The following is a 16,840-nucleotide window of genomic DNA, read 5'->3' as shown; positions in this document are numbered from 1 at the left end:
CTATCAACCTGAGGGGTCCCTCATATTATGCTAACCTGAGGACCCCCTCACATTTGGTCGCAGGAGAAAGAGTGATGCCATGAACGACAAGACGGGTCAGGCCGCGCGCGACATGCGGGGCAAGACCGTAGTGATCACGGGTGCCAGCGCCGGTGTCGGCGCCGCAGCAGCCCGCGGGCTGGCCGCGCTCGGCGCGACCGTCGCCGTGGTCGGCCGCTCACCGGAGAAAACGAACGCGGTCGCCCGCGCGATCGGCGCGGAACCGCACCTCGCCGACTTCAGCCGCCTGTCGGATGTACGGGCGCTCGCGGACACCCTGCTCGACCGCTACCCCACCATCGACGTGCTGGCCAACAACGCCGGAGGCCAGATCGCCCGGCGAACCATCACCGAGGACGGCCACGAGATGACCTTCCAGGTCAACTACCTAGCTCCGTTCCTGCTCACCCACCTGCTCCTGGACCGCCTGGCCGCCGCCAAGGACGCCCGGGTGATCTCGACAAGCAGCCAGGCGCACAGCCTGGGCCGCGTCGACCTAGACGACCTCGACAGCACCCGCGGCTACGGCGCCTTCCGCGTCTACGGCACAACAAAGCTGGAGAACATCCTCTTCACCCGCGAACTGGCCCGCCGAACCCAGGGCACCGGCATCACCGCGACCGCCTTCCACCCCGGAGCCGTCGCCAGCGACTTCTTCCGCGACAACGCCATCCTGCGCCGGATCATGCGCTCACCCCTGGCCAGGGCCATCGCTCTCCCACCCGAGAAGGCCGCCGAACCACTCCTCCACCTGGCCACACTCGAAGACCCCCAGCCGACCAACGGCGCCTACTTCAACCTCCTCAAGCGCCGAGAGCCCAAGTACCGCCAGTCCGGCGACCACGAACTCGCCCGCCACCTGTGGGACCGCACCGCCACAATGCTCGGCCTCACCACCGCGGAACACCGGAACGGCTGACACGCCAACAGGGCACGTCGGCGCACATAAAGAGGCCAGTCACGTGATAGATGTGGGCCAGAATTGGCGCTCGTGGCTTCCCCCTCCTGGTGTCTGCCGTGGGCAGCGAACACCCACCCCATTCCGCGTGACGGCCGACGACACTGTGGGGTTCTGGAGCGAGTACTGCGCCGCCAGTGGGTACCGAGCGGCGACTTGCTACCTGCGGCTGAGCTCATCCACATGGTGGACGATCTGGCCAGTCTTCCCGTCCATATCGCCACCCGGCTGGCGGAGGAACTCGACGCGATCTGGCTGGGGCCGGGCGCGGTCCCCGATCTTGATGATCTCGGCCATCTGCGCGGCCAGGCCATCCCGTCGGGAGTCGCGCTCTGGGATGTCGTGCCGGGGATATGCACGGGCCGGGTCATCGCCATCGGCACCAGCGCGCACGTGTCGGCCAGCCTCGTCCTTCACGAGATCGGGCACGCATTGGACATATGGGATGGAATGTCGTCCTCAGTGGAGTGGACCACTGTCATGAAGATGATCAGTCCGCACATTCAGCACCCGCGATATCTCGATACGGTGGAGTGGTTCGCCGAAGCCTACGCCCTGTGCGCCTCCGGGCAGGCCAGCCGCCTTCTGCGAATGCTCAATGGCCAGGAGAATCTCGCCGCGGTAGTCTGGGGATACTTTCGTCGACACTATGGCGTATAGAGGGAGGGCGAACAGCATGTGGACCACTGTCCGTAGGAATGATGGCACCCTCCTGGCGCCTTTCCACGTCGAGACTCCCGACGGCGTGCATGCCGATGGTGTGGTCGAGCTCCAGCCCGGTGACCCTGGTTACGAGGAGCACGCGGCCCTCGCGATCAACGAAGAGGAGCTGCAGGGCGACCCCGAACAGGACGCCCTGCTAATCGCCAGGTGGTCTGCTCTCTACGACACCAATACCCGCAAGACTGCCTAAGAGCGGGTGCATGACCTTTCCTCGGTCGAATCGGGGATCCCCCTGAGATCAATGAGTACCGGTTGGTTCCCAATCGATGGTGCTCAGTGCGGAGTCATTGTCGTTTGGTGGCCGGCGAGAGGGCCCGTCCCCGGCGGACGGTGATGCTGCTCCGAGGAGTGTCAAAGCCCGGACCGCTACGCCTGCCGCGGTGACGGCACTGGTCGCGTAGGGGTCCGGGTGGTTGTCAGCCGCGGAGGGCGGCCATGTTGGTGTAGCTCAGTGCGGCGTAGTTGAGGGACTGTGCTGGGTCGGTGCCGGGGGCGTTGTCCTGCTCGTACATGGGGTTGTGGTAGCCCTTGGCGCCCATCTGGGAGAAGAAGCTTCGGTAGTCGATGTCGCCGGTGCCGAAGGGCACCATGTCGTAGCCGTTGGCGGTCGCGGGGTTGGACTTGCCGTCTTTGGCGTGGAACAGCGGGAAGCGCTTGGTCTGTGCCTGGACGACGGCGAGTGGGTCGAAGATGTCGGTCTGGGGTGAGCCGTCGGGGGCGGTGAAGGTGCGGTGCTTGAACTGCGCCACGTGTGCCCAGAAGATGTCCATCTCCAGGTAGACGAGCTTGGGGTCGGTGATGGTCAGGAAGTACTCCAGCTTCCTGATGCCCGAGGAGCGGGTCGGCCGGCCCTGCGCGTCCAGCGGGCCGCTGTCCAGCAGGAAGTTGTAGGCGGCGTCGTGGTTGTGGGTGTAGAGCTTGAGCCCGGCCTGGTCCGCCAGCGAGCCGAGGTGGTTCCACTTCGCCGCCGCGACGTCCCAGTCGGCCTTGTACGCGCTGCTCGTGGGGTCGCTGCCGGTGCCCACGTGGCCCAAGCCCAGGATGTTGGCGATTTCGAGCGTCTGCTTCCACCGGTCGAGGTCGGCGGTCGACAGCGGCCAGGAGCCGGGGATGAAGCCGTGGTTGCCCTCGGCCTCCAGCCCGTTGTCGTCCAGCCACCGCCGCAGCAGCCGCGCGCCCTCGACGGTTTCGAGGTTGGCGCCGCCCTCGGCGTTGGCGTGCTGGCGGTAGCCGGCGAACTCGATCTGCTTGTAGCCCATCCCGGCCAGGGCCTCGAACACGCGGCGGAAGCCGGAGGGGTGGGGTGTGGTCAGCGGGTCGCGCGAGATCGCGTCGCGGACCGTGAAGAGGATGAGGCCCCGCTTGGCCGGGGGGATCAGGACGCCGTTGGATGCGGCCAGCGCGGCGGCGGGCTGGGCGAGGGGGATGGCGGCCGCGGCGGCCATGCCGGTGGTGGCGGCCAGGAACTGGCGGCGGTTCAGGCCCAGCTGGCGACGGAGCGGTTCAACGCGGGCATGCGCGTGGCTCACGCTTCTTCCCTTTCATTGAGGGACGCGTGCGCCGACCACGTCACTGTGGTTCTGTGTCAAGCCCGCGAGCATGCCACCGCCGTGGAGCTGAGACGGCTCACATTGTTACTAGGTCCATTGCACGTGGTCAATGGCCGTCACACGCCCGTGACAATCCAGGTGACGTGGACCACTTTGATCCGTCCGTCGGCGTACTTCTGTTGACAAAAATCAAAAGTCCGAACTATTGTCTCGAAACGTGTAGGACATATGTGGAAATTTCCGCATAACATCCGATCTTTCAGTACCGGCGGCAGCGCCGGTCCCTTCCCTGCCCCCCATCCATCGATCTACCTCTCCGCCTCCGGAGGATTCGGTCCGGTCCCTTCCGCCGTCGCGCCGAGACAGCGGGCATGAGGGATGCCACCCCGTCCCGAATCCTCCAGGCGGCCATGTACGCAAAAGTACGTGGAACCCGCCTTCCGCCCCCGCCGATACTCGCGGGCATGGATCTGCCGTCGCGAGACTACGAGCGGATGCTGGACCTGGCCGTCGCACTGCTGGGCAGCACCCAGCCGGAACTCGACTGGCCGCAGCTGGCCGTGGAGCTCAACGACGCGCTCCACGGCGTCCTGTGCCTGTTCGTCGACGACATGCAGCCGAGCAGGAAAGCCGGCCACGTCAAGGCATGCGCCCCCGAATGGGCGGACCAGCTCCGGCTGGACGCGCTGGTACGCCAGACCATCGGCGACCACCCCCTGGCCGCCTACTACGCCGCCCACGACCACGACCGCACGCCGCTCGCCCTCACGGACGTGATCGCCAGGACCGGCTGGCACCGCACCCGCGCCTACGCCGTCCTCCGGTCGGAGGTCGGCGTCGACCACCAGATCGCGCTGCCGATGGGCATCACCCGCTCGTTCCTGATCTGCCGCCCGCCGGGCGAGGAGATCACCGACCGCGACCGCGGCTACGCCCGCCAGGTCCAGCCGCTCCTCGTCACCGCCGAGAAACACCTTCGCTACCTGCGGCGATGACGCGAATCCTTCGACCCGCCACCGGACAGCGGCCTGGCCGCACAGCTGGGCGTCACCCCACGCGAACTGACCGTCCTGACGCTGGTGGCCCAGGGCCTGACCGGGACCGCGATCGGAAGGCGGCTCGGCATCTCGCCGCGCACCGTGACCAAACACCAGGAGAAGCTGTACCGCAAGCTCCAGGTGAGCGACCGGGTCACCGCGGTCCTGCGCGCCCAGTCGTGGGGACTGCTGCCCGTCAACGAGGAACTCAGACCAGCCTCGCCGGAATCACCTGATTCGTCAGCGCGAAGACCGCTGCCCGTCGACGAGGACCTCAGACGCTGACGCACATCCCCTGGCCACGTACCGACCAGGCGGCGGCCGTGCCGTCGTGGTCCTCCCATGCCCACGCGACCGCCAGGGCGGGGGAGGAGAGTCCGGGCACCAGGTTCCCCAAGGCCACCTGGCCGTCCCCGCCGATGACCGCGCCCCCGGCGCTGATCGCCTCCTTCCCGCTGGGACAGGTGACGCTCCTCCCCTTGTCATCGGAGGTCGCCGCGCTGGTCGCGGTCACGAGCTCGTGTCCTGGCGGGACCGAGCCGCAGATGGCGTACGCGCGGACCCGCCAGTTCTCGCTCGTCCCGTTCTGGCCCTCGGTGGCGCCGACAGTGACACTGCGCAGGTTGGCGGAGAACTCGATCCGGTCCAGCAAGACCTGCCCCTCCGCCCCCTCGATCAGGCGGCCCGCGCCCAGCAGCCACTTGTGCGGCGGGCACGAGGCGACCTGCGACTTGCTCCGGCTGGAGTCGTACGCGCTGCTGGCCGACACCCGCACCAAGCTCGACAGCGCGCTGGCGCACACGGCTGCCGCCTTGATGCTCCAGTTTCCCGTGGTGGCCGTCTGGTCCTCCCACGCGAAGGCCGTCACCGAGGTCAGCGCCGTGTCCGGGATCGCCTCGGTCATGATCACCCGGCCCTGCGCCGCGGAGTTCATGGTGAGCAGCCCGGACGCGCCGATCACCTGCTTGCCGGCCGGGCACGAGACCTGGACGCCCTTGACCCCGGTGGAGTCGAAGGCGCTCAACGCCGTCACCCGCTCGATCCCGGTCAGCGGCGCCATGGCCGTACCGCTCGCGACCGCCGGCGCGGACGGGCACAGGAGAAGGAACGCGAGCAGCAGTCCACCGATTCTCACGGCAGACTCCTTCCAGTCGTCGGAGCTCTACTCTGCGTGAGACGGCGGGCGTTCGCAGTACGCACTTCTGCGTATGTCGGGTGGTCCAGCCGGGCGGCGACGCTGGGGGCATGAAACGTATCCTGCTCGCCGGGATCCTCGCGCTCTGCGGCACAGGCGCGGTGCCCGCGGCCGTTCCCGGCGGCGAAGTGATCGTGGCGCAGAGTTCCGCGGACTCGCTTCCGGTCAAGAGCGCGCGGGCGGTCTGCCCGAGCGGGAAGAACGTGGTCGGCGCGGGCGGGAGCGTCGGCGGCTTCCTGCCCGGCCTGATCATGACAGAGGTCGTCCCCGACGCAACGCTGACCTCGGTCACGGTCGTCGGCCGGGAGGACGAGGCCGGAACCACCGCCCAGTGGTCCTTCTACGCCTACGCGGTCTGCGCCGACCCGCTTCCGGGTCTGGAACTCGTCACCAGGACCAGCTCATTCAGCTCCGGACCCGTGAGGTCCCTGAAGATCCTCTGCCCGGCCCCCAAGAGAGCGCTCAGCGCCGGCGGCCGCATCGATGGAGCCGGGGGCGAGGTGCTGCTGACCAACCTGAGGGTGCATCCCTTCTCGGCTCCGCTCCCCAATAGTGCCTACCTCGGAGCGACCGAGGACGACACGGGCGCCAGCGGTAACTGGGGGCTGCACGGCTACGCCATCTGTGCCGATCCACCGCCCGGCTACCAGGTGGTCACCTACCAGAGCCCGGTGGGCTCCCCGCCCAGCCAGCCGCTACAGGGCCCCGCCTGCCCGACCGGCAAGCGAGTGCTCGGTGTCGGCGGCCAGGTTCTCTCGGTCAACGGTCAGGTGTCGCTGAGGCATCTCATCCCGCAGTCGCTCGCGGTGTCCGTCTTCGCGATGGAGGACCACGACGGCACGACCATCAACTGGTCCATGGGGGGCCAGGCGATCTGCGCCGACTAGGGCCCTCTGATCAGCGGGCTCGGGGACCGTGTGCCGGATCTTGCGGCTGCGCAGGTAGCTGCGATTGGCCCTGGAGCCACCACGACCCCATACGCCAAGCGTCACAAGCCAGGCACCCTGTCAGCCGATCCAGGAAACAGGGCCTAGACCACCCCTCCGGCCGGGACGCCTCCGCTGCCGTCTCCGCCCTGAGGGCTCAGGGCGTGTCGGCGGGCGGCGGCTCTCGGTCGGCAGCGCGCGGCCGGGACGGGCCGGGCGGGACGCTGCACTCCCACGGCATCGCGGCCAGGTGACCGTTCAGCCAGCGGCCCGACTCGATCCCGACGGCCTCGGTCAGGGCCCGGACGGCGGCGTCCGGGTGCTCGGCGGTGGCCCTCCAGTACGAGGTGTGCGCGAGCGGGGTGCCCCGCCGCAACCGACTGTCGGTGGTGACCTGGACGTCCTTGATGCCGCCGCCCAGCACGGGTGCCAGTGGGCCGCCCACCGGATCGCCGAAGAACAGGAAGCGGCTGGGGAAGTAGAGGTTGGTCCACCGGACCACGGCGAATGGAGCCCCCGCTGGCAGGGTCCGGACCGTGAGGATCCTGCCGTCGGCGAGGTACTGCACCCTGATGGCCAGCTTCTTGGGGTCGCAGGTCGGCGGGCATGTAGGGAGCTCCTGCCGTGCCTTGTGAAGTTCCAGGTCTGCCGGGGACCGGGCGAGCAGCGTGTCGGCGAGGCTCAGCGGGCTGCCGAGGGTGACGAAGTCGGTCACCAGCCAGGGCGAGCCGAGCCGCCGGTACTCCATCCACAGCTTCCGCTGCGCCGTCTGATAGCCGACCAGGTCGGTCACCGGTGCGGCGAGCAGCCTCCGGTAGGCGTCGAGGGCCTCCTGCTTGAAGGGCGGCGGCGAACCGTGCAGACCGTTCACCTCGGCCCAGTAGAGGCGGATGATGTCGTAGCCGATCACGCTGCCCAGGGAGTGCCCCACGACCACTATCCGGTCGTAGAGACCCCCCTCATGCAGGCGGCGCAGCAGCGCCACTCCGCTATCCCGGATGCCCTGCCGGACGGCCACATTGCCCGGGGCGTCGTCCAGGTAGCGGGCGACGTCGCCGAACGTCGACAGGAGCACGCCGCTGACGGCGCCGCTCAGCAGCGAGAGGAGCAGACTGACCCCGCCCGCCTGGGTGAGCGTAGAGGTGTTCGCCTTGATCCCGTCGAACCATTGGGTGCCGACCACCAGGACCAGCGCCCCGGCCCCCATCAGCGCGGTTAGCAGCACCCCGTAGAAGAGGAGGACGAGCGGGCGGAGCCTTGGATGGATCCGTCGTGGATCGCGCAGGAACACCGACCGGAGCCACGCGGTCAGCTGGCCCCATCCGGTGGTGGGCACGCGGTGCGCCCAGTACAGCTCGTAGATGTCGGTGCGCGGCCGGTTCCGCTTGCGTTCCAGCTGGCTGCGGCGCAAATCGTAGGCGCGGGACACCTGGTCGGGCTTGCTGAACTGCTCCTGGGGTGGGGCCAGCGCGTCACCGAGCCGCCGGACTGTGGCGTTCGGGCGCTGGTTGCCCATGCCGTGGATGACGACGACGGCCTGCCGAGGGCGGCGACGCGCGTGCGTCCGGTCGGCCAGGAAGCGCGCCGCGGTCAGCAGCCCATCCCAGCCGACGGCGAGGGCGTCGCCTCCGTAGTCGGTAACAACCATGATCGTGTCGGCGCCATCCGGTCGGACCTCGACGGTCGCGCGGCGGCCTCCCTCGAACAGCAACGACAGGGTCCCGTCGGGTGCGATGCCGTCGATCACCGCGGGACGGCTCCCTCGCACCGGCACCAGCGCGCCTTCCTGCAGGCCGGGATGCCAGGGGTCGCCCAGCCACTGCCGGGCGCCCGCCGGGCTCGCCAGCACCCGCCAGACGGCGTCCGCCGGGATCACGAGGCGCGTGCGCGCAAGGTAAGGCTCGGTCATCGCTCCTCGGCTCGTGGGACGGTGCTTCCGACCACACGGACGGTACGCCCACGACATCACCGAGTGGCAACAAATACAGCGGTGGACCCGGAGAAGGAAGATAGTTGGCGGTATGAGCGACCAGAGCGTCCGGATCCGCCTGGCCGAGCTGATCGTCGACGCACTCGAAGTCGGCACCGGCAAGCACGAGCGGGACGTGATCCACGACCTGTTCAGCCTCTTCGGCATCGACTTCACGGCCCTGGAGCGAGGAAACAGCCGGCACGGCACGGCACGGCTGCGCGCGGTAGCCTCCGCCGACCTCGCCGCCGCCGCGCCGACGGCGGAGGACCTGCTCAACGCCGTCCTCCAATGCGGCGGACGGTTCGTCGCGATGCTCGAGGAGATTTATCAGCGGCTGGACCGGCACACTGCGAGCACTAACGCCAACGAGGAGATCCGGCTGCGCCGCGCCGGCGTTAGGGAGGACCTGTTCACCGTCAGCCCCGCCTTCATCGAGCAGGTCCGGCGCACGATCGAGCGGTTGGCCACCATCCAGATCGGCCGGCTCGACGTCGAGGCGATCGGCCGCTTCCTCGGCGGGGACGGCGGCGAGTACTACGGAGTCTGGCCTCCCGGCACCGAGAACCGTTTCGCCAACGCTCTGCTCACCTTGCGCCGAGTGGAGGCTGGTCTCACCGACCTGCGCTTCACTCCGGCGGAGCGGCGCGAGGCAGCGATGGCGCTCGACCGTGCGACCCGCGCCGCCGAGCAGGTGATCGCGGCCGCGGAACGGCTGATCCGCTCCCATCTGCTCGGGCTCGATCTAGCTGGTGTGGACGCTCCCGACGGAGACACCGACTCCGATGACCGGTCTTCTCGGCTGGAGCAGAGGTTCAGCGACGAACGCCGCTTCTATCAGGAGACCGGCATGATCGGAGCGTGGCTCGGCACCGCCCGTTTCAACGGTGTCGAGCCGGGATTCCTCGGCCTGAACCGGCGTCTGGAGACGGTATGGCTGGCGCCGCCGGCAGGCCCCCGGTCACGGACCGATCTCGGGACGCTCGCCTGCTTCGTCGCCCAGTGGCGCGGCGGGCACTGGAGCGACCGCTCCAGCAACCTGTTCGGAATAGTGACCTCCTCGACCGAGCGGCTGACCGCATGGCTCGCCGATCTCACGGAGCATTGCGGTACCGCCGCATCCTGGCTGGCCGACCGGGTCCTCCCACCGCAGTCGACCGTGAGCGCCCGGGAGACCGTGGAGATTCTGGAAGACTTCCTCAACCTGCCGATGTGGCGACAGCGCAGCCTGATCTACGAGATCTGGGTGCTGTGCGCGACGCTGGAGGCGTGCGAGCGCGCGGGCTGGGAGACCAGCCTCCTCGGCCTCAAGGAAACCGGAAAGGTGTGGGAACTGCCGGCGCACGGCGCGGACAGGCCTGTCGCGCTACTGAGCCGGGAGGCTCCCGAGGAGCGGATCTTCCTGGAGGTATGGCGCGAGCCCCGGCGGGCCACCGCGTCCGGTGAACTCACCCCCGATGTGACGGTGAGCACGCCTCGTCCGTACGTACGGGACCTGGTCGTCGTCGAGGCCAAGGACCGGGTGCGCATGACCGCGAGGCGCCGCCGTAACGCCCCGCCCGGCGGCGACGACCACAGCCGGGCCCTGCCCGTCGCCGAGCGGTACGCGGCGGCCCTGCGCCCGGCGGTGACCTGGGTCGTCAACCACTGCGACTACCGCGATCCCGTCGACCCGGCCGAAGAATTCGGGACGGCCTGGTCCCACATCCGCCTCGCCGCCTGTTTCCGTCCAGGCGAGATCCCCGACGCCTTCCACGCCACGGTCCTCGCCGCGATCGCCCCGCCCGTCGTCGCCCCGCCGGAGACCGACGCAGAGGACGGCCCGGAGGAAGCGGCGCGCGGCGGGCTGCTGCTGGTCCTCGACATGACCTACAGCATGCGGAGGCGGCGAGACTGGCTCTTTACGGCGCTCACGGTCGCCCCGCTCGCGGAGCGGTTCTCCGTGTTCCGGGCGGTCGTCTACTCCGACCACGGTGCGGACGAGCCCTTCCTCGTCCGCACACTCGGCCCGTACCCCGCGCTCGGCGCCTTGCTTGAGGTGGTCGCGGAGCTTCCGGACGGGGACGGCGGTGACTGGGCCGAGGCGCTGGAGGATGCCTTGCAGCGGTGCCGGGAGCTGGTGGCCGAGGCCGGTCCGCAGACCGTGCTGATCCTCACCGACGCGAGTCCGCACTCGTCGGATGAGTGCCCTTATCGGATCGACGCGGCAACAGAGGCCGCCGCGCTGGCTGCGGCCGGCTGCCAGCTCCTGGCGGCGGGCGACTGGCTTCCTGCGGACGCCTGGCCCTGGGCGCCCGAGGACCTCCTCATCGCCCCGCTGTCGGTGCTCCTCGCCGATCCTGCCTGACCGACCCGGGACGCTCACCGGCCCGCCAGACGAGTAGCTCCGACGGCATCGCGTACTCGAATAGCGATGCATCCTCGATAGATCCACAGGCCATGGTCGCATCACGGGTCAACAACGAAGAGAACCATGAGCATGAGCACCTGGCAACCAGTGATCACTACGGAGCTAACTCATCTAGAGATCGATGATGACCTCGACGTACGCGGCGGGCAGGAGCAGCGTTGAGTTCCGCGCGACGTTGTCGGCCTGGAGGAGGTCGGTGAGGTCCTGGGTCAGGCGCTGCTGGGCGGGAGGGTCGAGGGCCGCGAAGGTCTGGCGTACCGGGCCGAAGTATTCGCGGTAGTGGTCGATCCAGTCCGTGGCGGAGTGAGCGCGGAAGACGTGGTCGCGGCGGGTGAGGGTGAACGAATGGCCGGCGAAGAGGTCCCGCAGGCTTTCCTCCGTGCCCCAGACCAGGGGAGAGGGCACATCCGGAGGCGGTGGGACGTGGCCGGCGAGTACGGCGAACAGGCGGCCGACGAAGCCGTCGGGCGCCCAGTTGGCCAGCCCGATGCGGCCGCCCCCGCGGCAGACGCGTACCAGTTCGCGGGCCGCCTGGTGCTGGTCGGGCGCGAACATCACGCCGAGCGTGGAGAGCACGACGTCGAAGGAGCCGTCCGGGTAGGGCAGGTCCTCCGCGTCTCCCTCCTCGACGGTGATCTCGAATCGTTCGGCCACCGCCCTGGCGCGTGCGATCTCCACCAGTTCCGGGACGAAATCGAGCGCGGTGACCACGCAGAACCGGCGGGCGGCGGCCAGCGCGAGGTTGCCGCTGCCCGTCGCCACGTCCAGCACGCGCTCCCCGGCCCGCAGGTCCGCCGACTCGCAGAGCAGCTCTGCCATCAGGACCAGCTGGCGGCCGATCACGAAGTAGTCGCCCGCCGACCACGTCTTCAGGCTGCCCGCTTTGACCTCGTCGCGCATGGTTTCCCCCTCGATGAAGGCGTCGGCACCAATCACCTTTTCATCGCGCCGTACTGGGAGGTATACGCAGAAATACGTAGAGGTCAGAGAAGGTCGACGGTCAGATCGGCCGGTAGTTCGCCGCCCAGGACGTCGATGGTCGCGTCATCGCCGGTGACCGTGATCGTGCCCCAGCCGGTGCCGGCGACGAACGGGAACCTGCCCGGCCGCCGCCCGATCCGCAGCCGCCGCGCCGTGGCGTCGTAGCCGAAACCGGTGTACGCGTCGAGCAGCGACCAGCCCGCCATCGCCCGCACGTAGTGGTCACCGCACTCGACCTCGTTGAACGGGTTGCGCCGGGTGCCGTCGTAGCGTTCCTGGATCGCCGTGACGATCCGCATGGCCTCGTCGTTGAGCCCTTCGTACAGGCAGTGGGCGGCCACCTGGTACTCCACGCCGGTCCACACCTCGTCGCAGTAGCGCAACGGCACCTCAGGACGGCCCCCGTTCGGCCAGCTGCACACCACCAGGCCGGTCTCGTCGCCGTCGGCGAAGACCCGGTAGTCGTGCGCGCCGAACCCGGTGCGCAGGTTGTATCGCACGATCGCGGCGAGCGCCGCCCGCACCCGGTCCTCGGGCAGGAGGTAGCCGAGGCCGAGCTGGTGCGCCCACCACTGGCCGAGAAGCTGATCGGACAGGCAGCCCACGCCGAAATCGTTGTCCTCGCCGGTCACCGGCTGGGCATAGTATTCGCCGTTCCAGAGCAGCTTGTCGTAGCTGTCGCGGCCCGTCGCGAACCGGTCCGCGAAGGCCGGCGCGGCGGCCGGTTCGACCAGTTCGGCCATCGCGCGCATCGCCTGCAACGCGGCCAGCCACAGCCCTCCGACGAACATGTTCGGCCCGTGCAGGCTGATGTCGTAGGTGACCGGCTGGTCGCCGTGCAGCACCCCGTCGCCGTCGGAGTCCCAGGTCGTCGTGATGTGGTCCATCAGGCGGCGCAACGCCGGCCAGTGCCCGCGCAGCCAGTCGACGCCCGCGCCGTCCAGCACCGAGCGGTAGGTCTTGAGCACCGCGCCGAGCATGCCGTCCAGTGCCGGCCGTTCCGGGCCGCCGATCCGCACGTCGTGCAACTGCGGCAGGAACAGCGGCAGCTCCACCCGGTGCGGCAACGATCCATCGGGCCCCTGCACGGAGAGCTCCGTCTCGCGCATGCTGCGCCCCAGCTCGGGGAAGAGCCTGGCCAGGGCCTGCTCGTAGTTGAAGACGTGGTTGCAGTTGAGCGGGCAGGAGCCGCCGGCGTCGCCGTTCCAGTTGCGGGTGGAGGCGCCGAGCGCGCCTTCGAAACCGTAGGCGCGCCCGTCGGCCGTACGGAACAGGGTCGGCGAGCGCACCAGCGTGCCCTGGGCGGAGACCACCTCCCGCAGTGGTTCCGGCAGGTCGCTGTGGGCGACCGCGTCGGCCCACGCCCGCGAGGCGGTGTCGAGGTGATCCCGGTCGGCGAGGTAGGCGTCCAGCACGTCCAGCGCGCCGCCGAACCGGCCGGCGTAGTGGTTGCCGACCCAGAACTTGCTCGGCCCGTACGACTGCGTGGGACCGAACCGGTCGAAATCCGCGTACCGGTTGGGGAACCACCAGGCGTGCACGAAATCGATCGTGGTGGTCTCACCCGGACGCAGCGCGAACGCGACCGCCACGCCGGCGTCCCAGGTGTGCCCGGCCGGGCTCGGGCCCGCCGGAGCGCGCAACGGCGACACCCCGTCCGCGACCGCGTCGCGCAGGGCCGGGTCGCTGTAGTCACCCAGCTGGATCGGGGTCACCAGCTTCGCGGTCTCGACGAAACGCAGCATCGCTTCGGCGCTCGTCGCGCGGGGCAGAGCCGCGGCCGGGCCGTCGGTCCACAGCAGCATTTCGCCGTAGGCCGGGTTGTCCTCGGCCAGGCCCGGATGATCCATCAGCACGCCGGTCTGGCCGGGACGGCGCAGCAGGCGGTTGACATTGCCGCCGTAGCCCGCGCCGCGGGTGCCGTCGATCGGCGTGACGCCGTCCCAGCCGACCGCGTTCTGCAACGTCCCGAGCAGCCAGCCGTGCCGGAACTCCGCGCTGGTGTTGCGCACCGTGAAGCGATACCGCACCAGCGGCAGCGCGCTGGCGTCCGGATCGAGCGGCACGAACGGCGTGAACGCCGAGAGCGACACCGCGACCGGCAGCTCCTCGTCGACGTAGGACACCTCGGCGAAGGGATAAGCGGCCCGGAACTCCGTGCTCGCCACGGTCGGCCAAGGCGGTAGCCGATCGGCGTCCGGCACTTCGGCGTCCGAGACGTTCGGCGCCGGGCGCTCGTGCGGCGGCAGCGGCGCGGAACGCAGCAGCCGGACCACGTCGCCGGGCGGCTCGGTCGAGGAGACCCGCAGCGCGAAGAAGCTGTCGGGCAGGAAGCCGCGATGGTTGGCCACCCCGGACAGCTGCCACTGGCGCAGCGCGCCGTCGCCGCCGAGAGCCACGTGTCCGGTGCCGAAGCCGCCGAGCGGAAACGCGACCGCGCGCCGCGCCTCTCCCGTGTAACGCCTCACCGGCGCCTTCCCTTCGTAACCCAGAAGACCTTGATCGTGAAATCGGTTTCACAAACGTAGGGCGAGGTCACAGGAGGTGTCAAGTGCGGTGACGACGGAGGCCGGTTTCACCCCGGGTCGGTAATGTGGAGCTCTATGGCCACGATCTACGAGGTAGCGGCGCTCGCCGGAGTCTCTCCCGCGACCGTCTCGCGCGTCTTCAACGGGCTCACCGTCTCGGAGGAGAAACAGCGGCTCGTCCGCGACGCCGCCGCGCGGCTGGCCTTCACCCCGAACAAGACGGCCCGCCGGCTGCGCAAGCAGAGCTCGGAGATCATCGCCCTGCTCATCCCGGACATCGAGAACCCGTTCTACACGGCGCTCGCCCGCGGGGTCGAGGACCGCGCCCAGGAGTCGGGCTTCTCGGTCGTGCTCTGCAACACCGACGACAATCCCGGCAAGGAGCTGCGCTACCTGCAGATCGCCGCCTCCGAGCAGATGGCGGGCGTCATCCTGTCCCCGGCCTCGGATGAAGTCGATCTCGGGGCGATCGTGTCGCTGGGGCGCCCGGTCGTGGCCGTCGACCGTACGACGCCGTATCCGGTGGACGCCGTCAAGATCGACAACCGCGCCGCCGGGATCGCGGCCACCGCCGCCCTCTTCGACGCCGGGTACCGCAGGATCGCCTGCATCGCCGGCCCGGCCGGGATCGAGATGACCGAGGACCGCTTCCTCGGCTGGCGGCAGGTCGTCGCCGCGCGCGGGACCGGCACGCACGAGGGCTACCTGCAGCACGCCAACTTCCGGGTGGAGGGCGGCCACGCGGCGATGAAGGCCCTGCTCGCCCTCGACACCCCGCCGGACGCGGTCGTGACCACCAACAACCTGATGGCCATCGGCGCTTTACAGGCGATCGCGGAGGCGGGGATCCCGCCGGAGACGTTCGGCCTCGCCGCCGTCGGCGAGCTGCCCTTCATGGTGCTGGCCCCCGCCACCGTGGTGCAGGTCCGGCTGCCGGCCCGCTACCTGGGCAGGACCGCCGCCACGATGCTGCTCGACCGCATCGGCGGCGACACCCAGCCGCTCCGCACCGTGGTGCTCCGCGCGGAGGTTAGCCCTCCGGTGCCGCCGGGCAAAGGCCTAGCCCTGTAATCGATGCCAGGACGTTATCTCCCTGATCAGAGGGCGTTCTGCTGACTTCTTGTTCGACTCTTGACGAAATCGATTTCTTAGACTTCACTGTGGCGCACCCCACAGCTGTTAGAGAGGGACGCAGGCCTATGAACATCCCCCAGCGCAAGGTCGCGCTGGCCTGCGCGGTCACCGCGCTGGCGGCGACCGCCCTTGCGGGTTGCGCAAGCGGCTCGGACACGCCGCCGTCGTCCGGCAACAAATCACTCGAAATCGTCTACTGGAACTACGGCCCCGCCGCCGAGAGCGGCAACAAGGCCACGGCAGACTCCTTCATGGCCTCGCACGCCGATGTCAAGGTCACCCTCACCCCGGTCACCGGCGAGAACTGGGGCACCTACTACGCGAACGTCGCGACGCTCATCGCGTCCGGCAAGCGCCCCGACCTGATGGTCATCTCCGGCGAGGGCGCCCAGTTCGTGCACGCCAACAACCTCGTCCAGCCGATCAACGCCTACCTCGACAAGGACGCCGGGGCGAAGGCGATCGTCGACGACATCGCCAAGGGCCTCATCGACGGCTTCACCGTCAAGGGCGACGTCGTCACGCTCACCTACGGCTGGAACGACATGGTCGTCTACTACAACACCGACGTCTTCAAGAAGGCCGGTGTCGAACCGCCGAGCGCCGACTGGACCTGGGACGACTTCAAGGCCACCGCCAAGAAGCTCACCGCCGACACCAACAACGACGGCAAACCCGACCAGTACGGCTTCACCTGGGCCAGCAACGAGATCTTCCCCGGCATCATGCCCTGGGTCGCCAACGCCGGCGGCAACCTCACCAGCGACGACGTCTGCACGGCCACGGCCGACACACCCCAGGTCAACAAGGCCGTGACCTTCCTCAACGACCTGATCAAAGAGGGGATCGCCCCGGCGCCGATGCCGATGAGCGACGTCTTCACCCGCTTCCAGAACGGCCAGGTCGCCATGTTCGGCGCGGGCCGGTGGCCGATCGCCACCTTCCTCCCGGCGGGGTTCAAGGCGTTCGACATCCAGCTCTACCCTAAGGGCGACACCTACAAGACGGTGTTCGGCGGCGCCGGGTACCCGATCCTCAAGTCGTCGCAGAACCCGGACCTCGCCTGGGAGTACCAGAAGTTCACGGTCAGCGACGAGATCGAGAAGCAGTACGTCGGGACCCCTGACAAGCCCGGCGACTCCATCCCGTCGCGCCGCTCGGTGGCGGAGACGATCTCCAAGGTCGGCGTTCCTCCCGCCAACTCCGACCTTTACTACGACAGCATCGACAAGTATCCGACGCTCGTGCCGTACCCCGCCCCGGCGAAGTACAGCACGTTCGAGTCGACCGTCCTCCGCCACCTGCAGCAGATCTTCGCGGCCGAGACCCCCGTCGCCGACGGCCTCAAGAGCCTGCAGAGTGAACTGAGCGGCATCGTCACCTGCTGAGT

General features: G+C 69.1%; 14 protein-coding genes. 9 read left to right on the top strand and 5 right to left on the bottom strand.

Annotation, left to right across the window (positions count from 1 at the left end):
- The first annotated feature begins 79 nt into the window (after positions 1–79).
- The 3 genes from Amac_RS06730 (at position 80) to Amac_RS06720 (ending at position 1,910) form a co-directional block, all read left to right on the top strand.
- A complete protein-coding gene (locus Amac_RS06730; RefSeq protein ID WP_246268110.1) occupies positions 80–958 on the top strand; it encodes an SDR family NAD(P)-dependent oxidoreductase in 879 nt (292 codons plus the stop codon).
- Between the two features lie 222 nt (positions 959–1,180).
- On the top strand, positions 1,181–1,657 hold the full coding sequence (locus Amac_RS06725) for an anthrax toxin lethal factor-related metalloendopeptidase (protein ID WP_155353438.1): 477 nt from the start codon (positions 1,181–1,183) through the stop codon (positions 1,655–1,657).
- A 16-nt stretch (positions 1,658–1,673) separates the two neighbouring features.
- On the top strand, positions 1,674–1,910 hold the full coding sequence (locus tag Amac_RS06720) for a hypothetical protein (RefSeq protein WP_155353437.1): 237 nt from the start codon (positions 1,674–1,676) through the stop codon (positions 1,908–1,910).
- Positions 1,911–2,136: 226 nt separating this feature from the next.
- Here the strand turns inward: Amac_RS06720 and Amac_RS06715 are convergent, their stop codons facing one another.
- The gene (locus Amac_RS06715) at positions 2,137–3,249 is read right to left on the bottom strand and encodes a sugar phosphate isomerase/epimerase family protein (protein WP_218040905.1); all 1,113 of its coding nucleotides are present in this window, start codon (positions 3,247–3,249) and stop codon (positions 2,137–2,139) included.
- A gap of 485 nt (positions 3,250–3,734) precedes the next feature.
- Here Amac_RS06715 and Amac_RS06710 point away from each other — a divergent pair, with 485 nt between their 5' ends.
- Together Amac_RS06710 and Amac_RS06705 are read left to right on the top strand one after the other, a co-directional pair.
- Positions 3,735–4,265 (top strand): hypothetical protein, encoded by a 531-nt coding sequence (locus Amac_RS06710; protein WP_155353436.1) that lies wholly within the window; start codon positions 3,735–3,737, stop codon positions 4,263–4,265.
- A 33-nt stretch (positions 4,266–4,298) separates the two neighbouring features.
- On the top strand, positions 4,299–4,592 hold the full coding sequence (locus Amac_RS06705) for a LuxR C-terminal-related transcriptional regulator (protein ID WP_155353435.1): 294 nt from the start codon (positions 4,299–4,301) through the stop codon (positions 4,590–4,592).
- Here Amac_RS06705 and Amac_RS06700 read toward each other — a convergent pair.
- Positions 4,582–5,442 (bottom strand): hypothetical protein, encoded by an 861-nt coding sequence (locus tag Amac_RS06700; RefSeq protein WP_155353434.1) that lies wholly within the window; start codon positions 5,440–5,442, stop codon positions 4,582–4,584. The two genes, Amac_RS06705 and Amac_RS06700, sit on opposite strands and share 11 nt — an antisense overlap.
- A 110-nt stretch (positions 5,443–5,552) precedes the next feature.
- On the opposite strand from Amac_RS06700, the gene Amac_RS06695 reads away from it, so the two are divergent.
- Positions 5,553–6,389, top strand: a complete 837-nt coding sequence (locus Amac_RS06695; protein WP_155353433.1) for a hypothetical protein — start codon at positions 5,553–5,555, stop codon at positions 6,387–6,389.
- Positions 6,390–6,585: 196 nt separating this feature from the next.
- Here Amac_RS06695 and Amac_RS06690 read toward each other — a convergent pair whose 3' ends face one another.
- On the bottom strand, positions 6,586–8,337 hold the full coding sequence (locus Amac_RS06690; RefSeq protein WP_155353432.1) for a hypothetical protein: 1,752 nt from the start codon (positions 8,335–8,337) through the stop codon (positions 6,586–6,588).
- A 112-nt stretch (positions 8,338–8,449) separates the two neighbouring features.
- On the opposite strand from Amac_RS06690, the gene Amac_RS06685 reads away from it, so the two are divergent.
- Positions 8,450–10,744: a vWA domain-containing protein gene (locus Amac_RS06685; protein WP_155353431.1), complete on the top strand. Its 2,295-nt coding sequence runs from the start codon at positions 8,450–8,452 to the stop codon at positions 10,742–10,744.
- A 174-nt stretch (positions 10,745–10,918) separates the two neighbouring features.
- On the opposite strand, the gene Amac_RS06680 is transcribed toward Amac_RS06685, so the two are convergent.
- Together Amac_RS06680 and Amac_RS06675 are read right to left on the bottom strand one after the other, a co-directional pair.
- Complete coding sequence (locus Amac_RS06680) at positions 10,919–11,707, bottom strand: class I SAM-dependent methyltransferase (RefSeq protein ID WP_155353490.1); 789 nt, start codon at positions 11,705–11,707, stop codon at positions 10,919–10,921.
- 83 nt (positions 11,708–11,790) lie between these two features.
- A complete protein-coding gene (locus Amac_RS06675) occupies positions 11,791–14,256 on the bottom strand; it encodes a GH116 family glycosyl hydrolase (RefSeq protein ID WP_155353430.1) in 2,466 nt (821 codons plus the stop codon).
- A 135-nt stretch (positions 14,257–14,391) separates the two neighbouring features.
- On the opposite strand from Amac_RS06675, the gene Amac_RS06670 reads away from it, so the two are divergent.
- Positions 14,392–15,387, top strand: a complete 996-nt coding sequence (locus tag Amac_RS06670; RefSeq protein ID WP_155353429.1) for a LacI family DNA-binding transcriptional regulator — start codon at positions 14,392–14,394, stop codon at positions 15,385–15,387.
- A 128-nt stretch (positions 15,388–15,515) separates the two neighbouring features.
- On the top strand, positions 15,516–16,838 hold the full coding sequence (locus Amac_RS06665; RefSeq protein ID WP_155353428.1) for an ABC transporter substrate-binding protein: 1,323 nt from the start codon (positions 15,516–15,518) through the stop codon (positions 16,836–16,838).
- Positions 16,839–16,840: the final 2 nt, after the last annotated feature.

Source organism: Acrocarpospora macrocephala (assembly GCF_009687865.1).
Lineage (GTDB): Bacteria > Actinomycetota > Actinomycetes > Streptosporangiales > Streptosporangiaceae > Acrocarpospora > Acrocarpospora macrocephala.
This window is presented reverse-complemented; position numbering and strand designations above follow the sequence as displayed.

Excerpts from the sequence above, each read along its gene's own strand:
- Amac_RS06730 (WP_246268110.1), top strand. The coding sequence starts at position 80 with ATGAACGACAAGACGGGTCAGGCCGCGCGCGACATGCGGGGCAAGACC.
- Amac_RS06725 (WP_155353438.1), top strand. The coding sequence starts at position 1,181 with ATGGTGGACGATCTGGCCAGTCTTCCCGTCCATATCGCCACCCGGCTG.
- Amac_RS06720 (WP_155353437.1), top strand. The coding sequence starts at position 1,674 with ATGTGGACCACTGTCCGTAGGAATGATGGCACCCTCCTGGCGCCTTTC.
- Amac_RS06710 (WP_155353436.1), top strand. The coding sequence starts at position 3,735 with ATGGATCTGCCGTCGCGAGACTACGAGCGGATGCTGGACCTGGCCGTC.
- Amac_RS06695 (WP_155353433.1), top strand. The coding sequence starts at position 5,553 with ATGAAACGTATCCTGCTCGCCGGGATCCTCGCGCTCTGCGGCACAGGC.
- Amac_RS06690 (WP_155353432.1), bottom strand. The coding sequence starts at position 8,337 with ATGACCGAGCCTTACCTTGCGCGCACGCGCCTCGTGATCCCGGCGGAC.
- Amac_RS06685 (WP_155353431.1), top strand. The coding sequence starts at position 8,450 with ATGAGCGACCAGAGCGTCCGGATCCGCCTGGCCGAGCTGATCGTCGAC.
- Amac_RS06680 (WP_155353490.1), bottom strand. The coding sequence starts at position 11,707 with ATGCGCGACGAGGTCAAAGCGGGCAGCCTGAAGACGTGGTCGGCGGGC.
- Amac_RS06670 (WP_155353429.1), top strand. The coding sequence starts at position 14,392 with ATGGCCACGATCTACGAGGTAGCGGCGCTCGCCGGAGTCTCTCCCGCG.
- Amac_RS06665 (WP_155353428.1), top strand. The coding sequence starts at position 15,516 with ATGAACATCCCCCAGCGCAAGGTCGCGCTGGCCTGCGCGGTCACCGCG.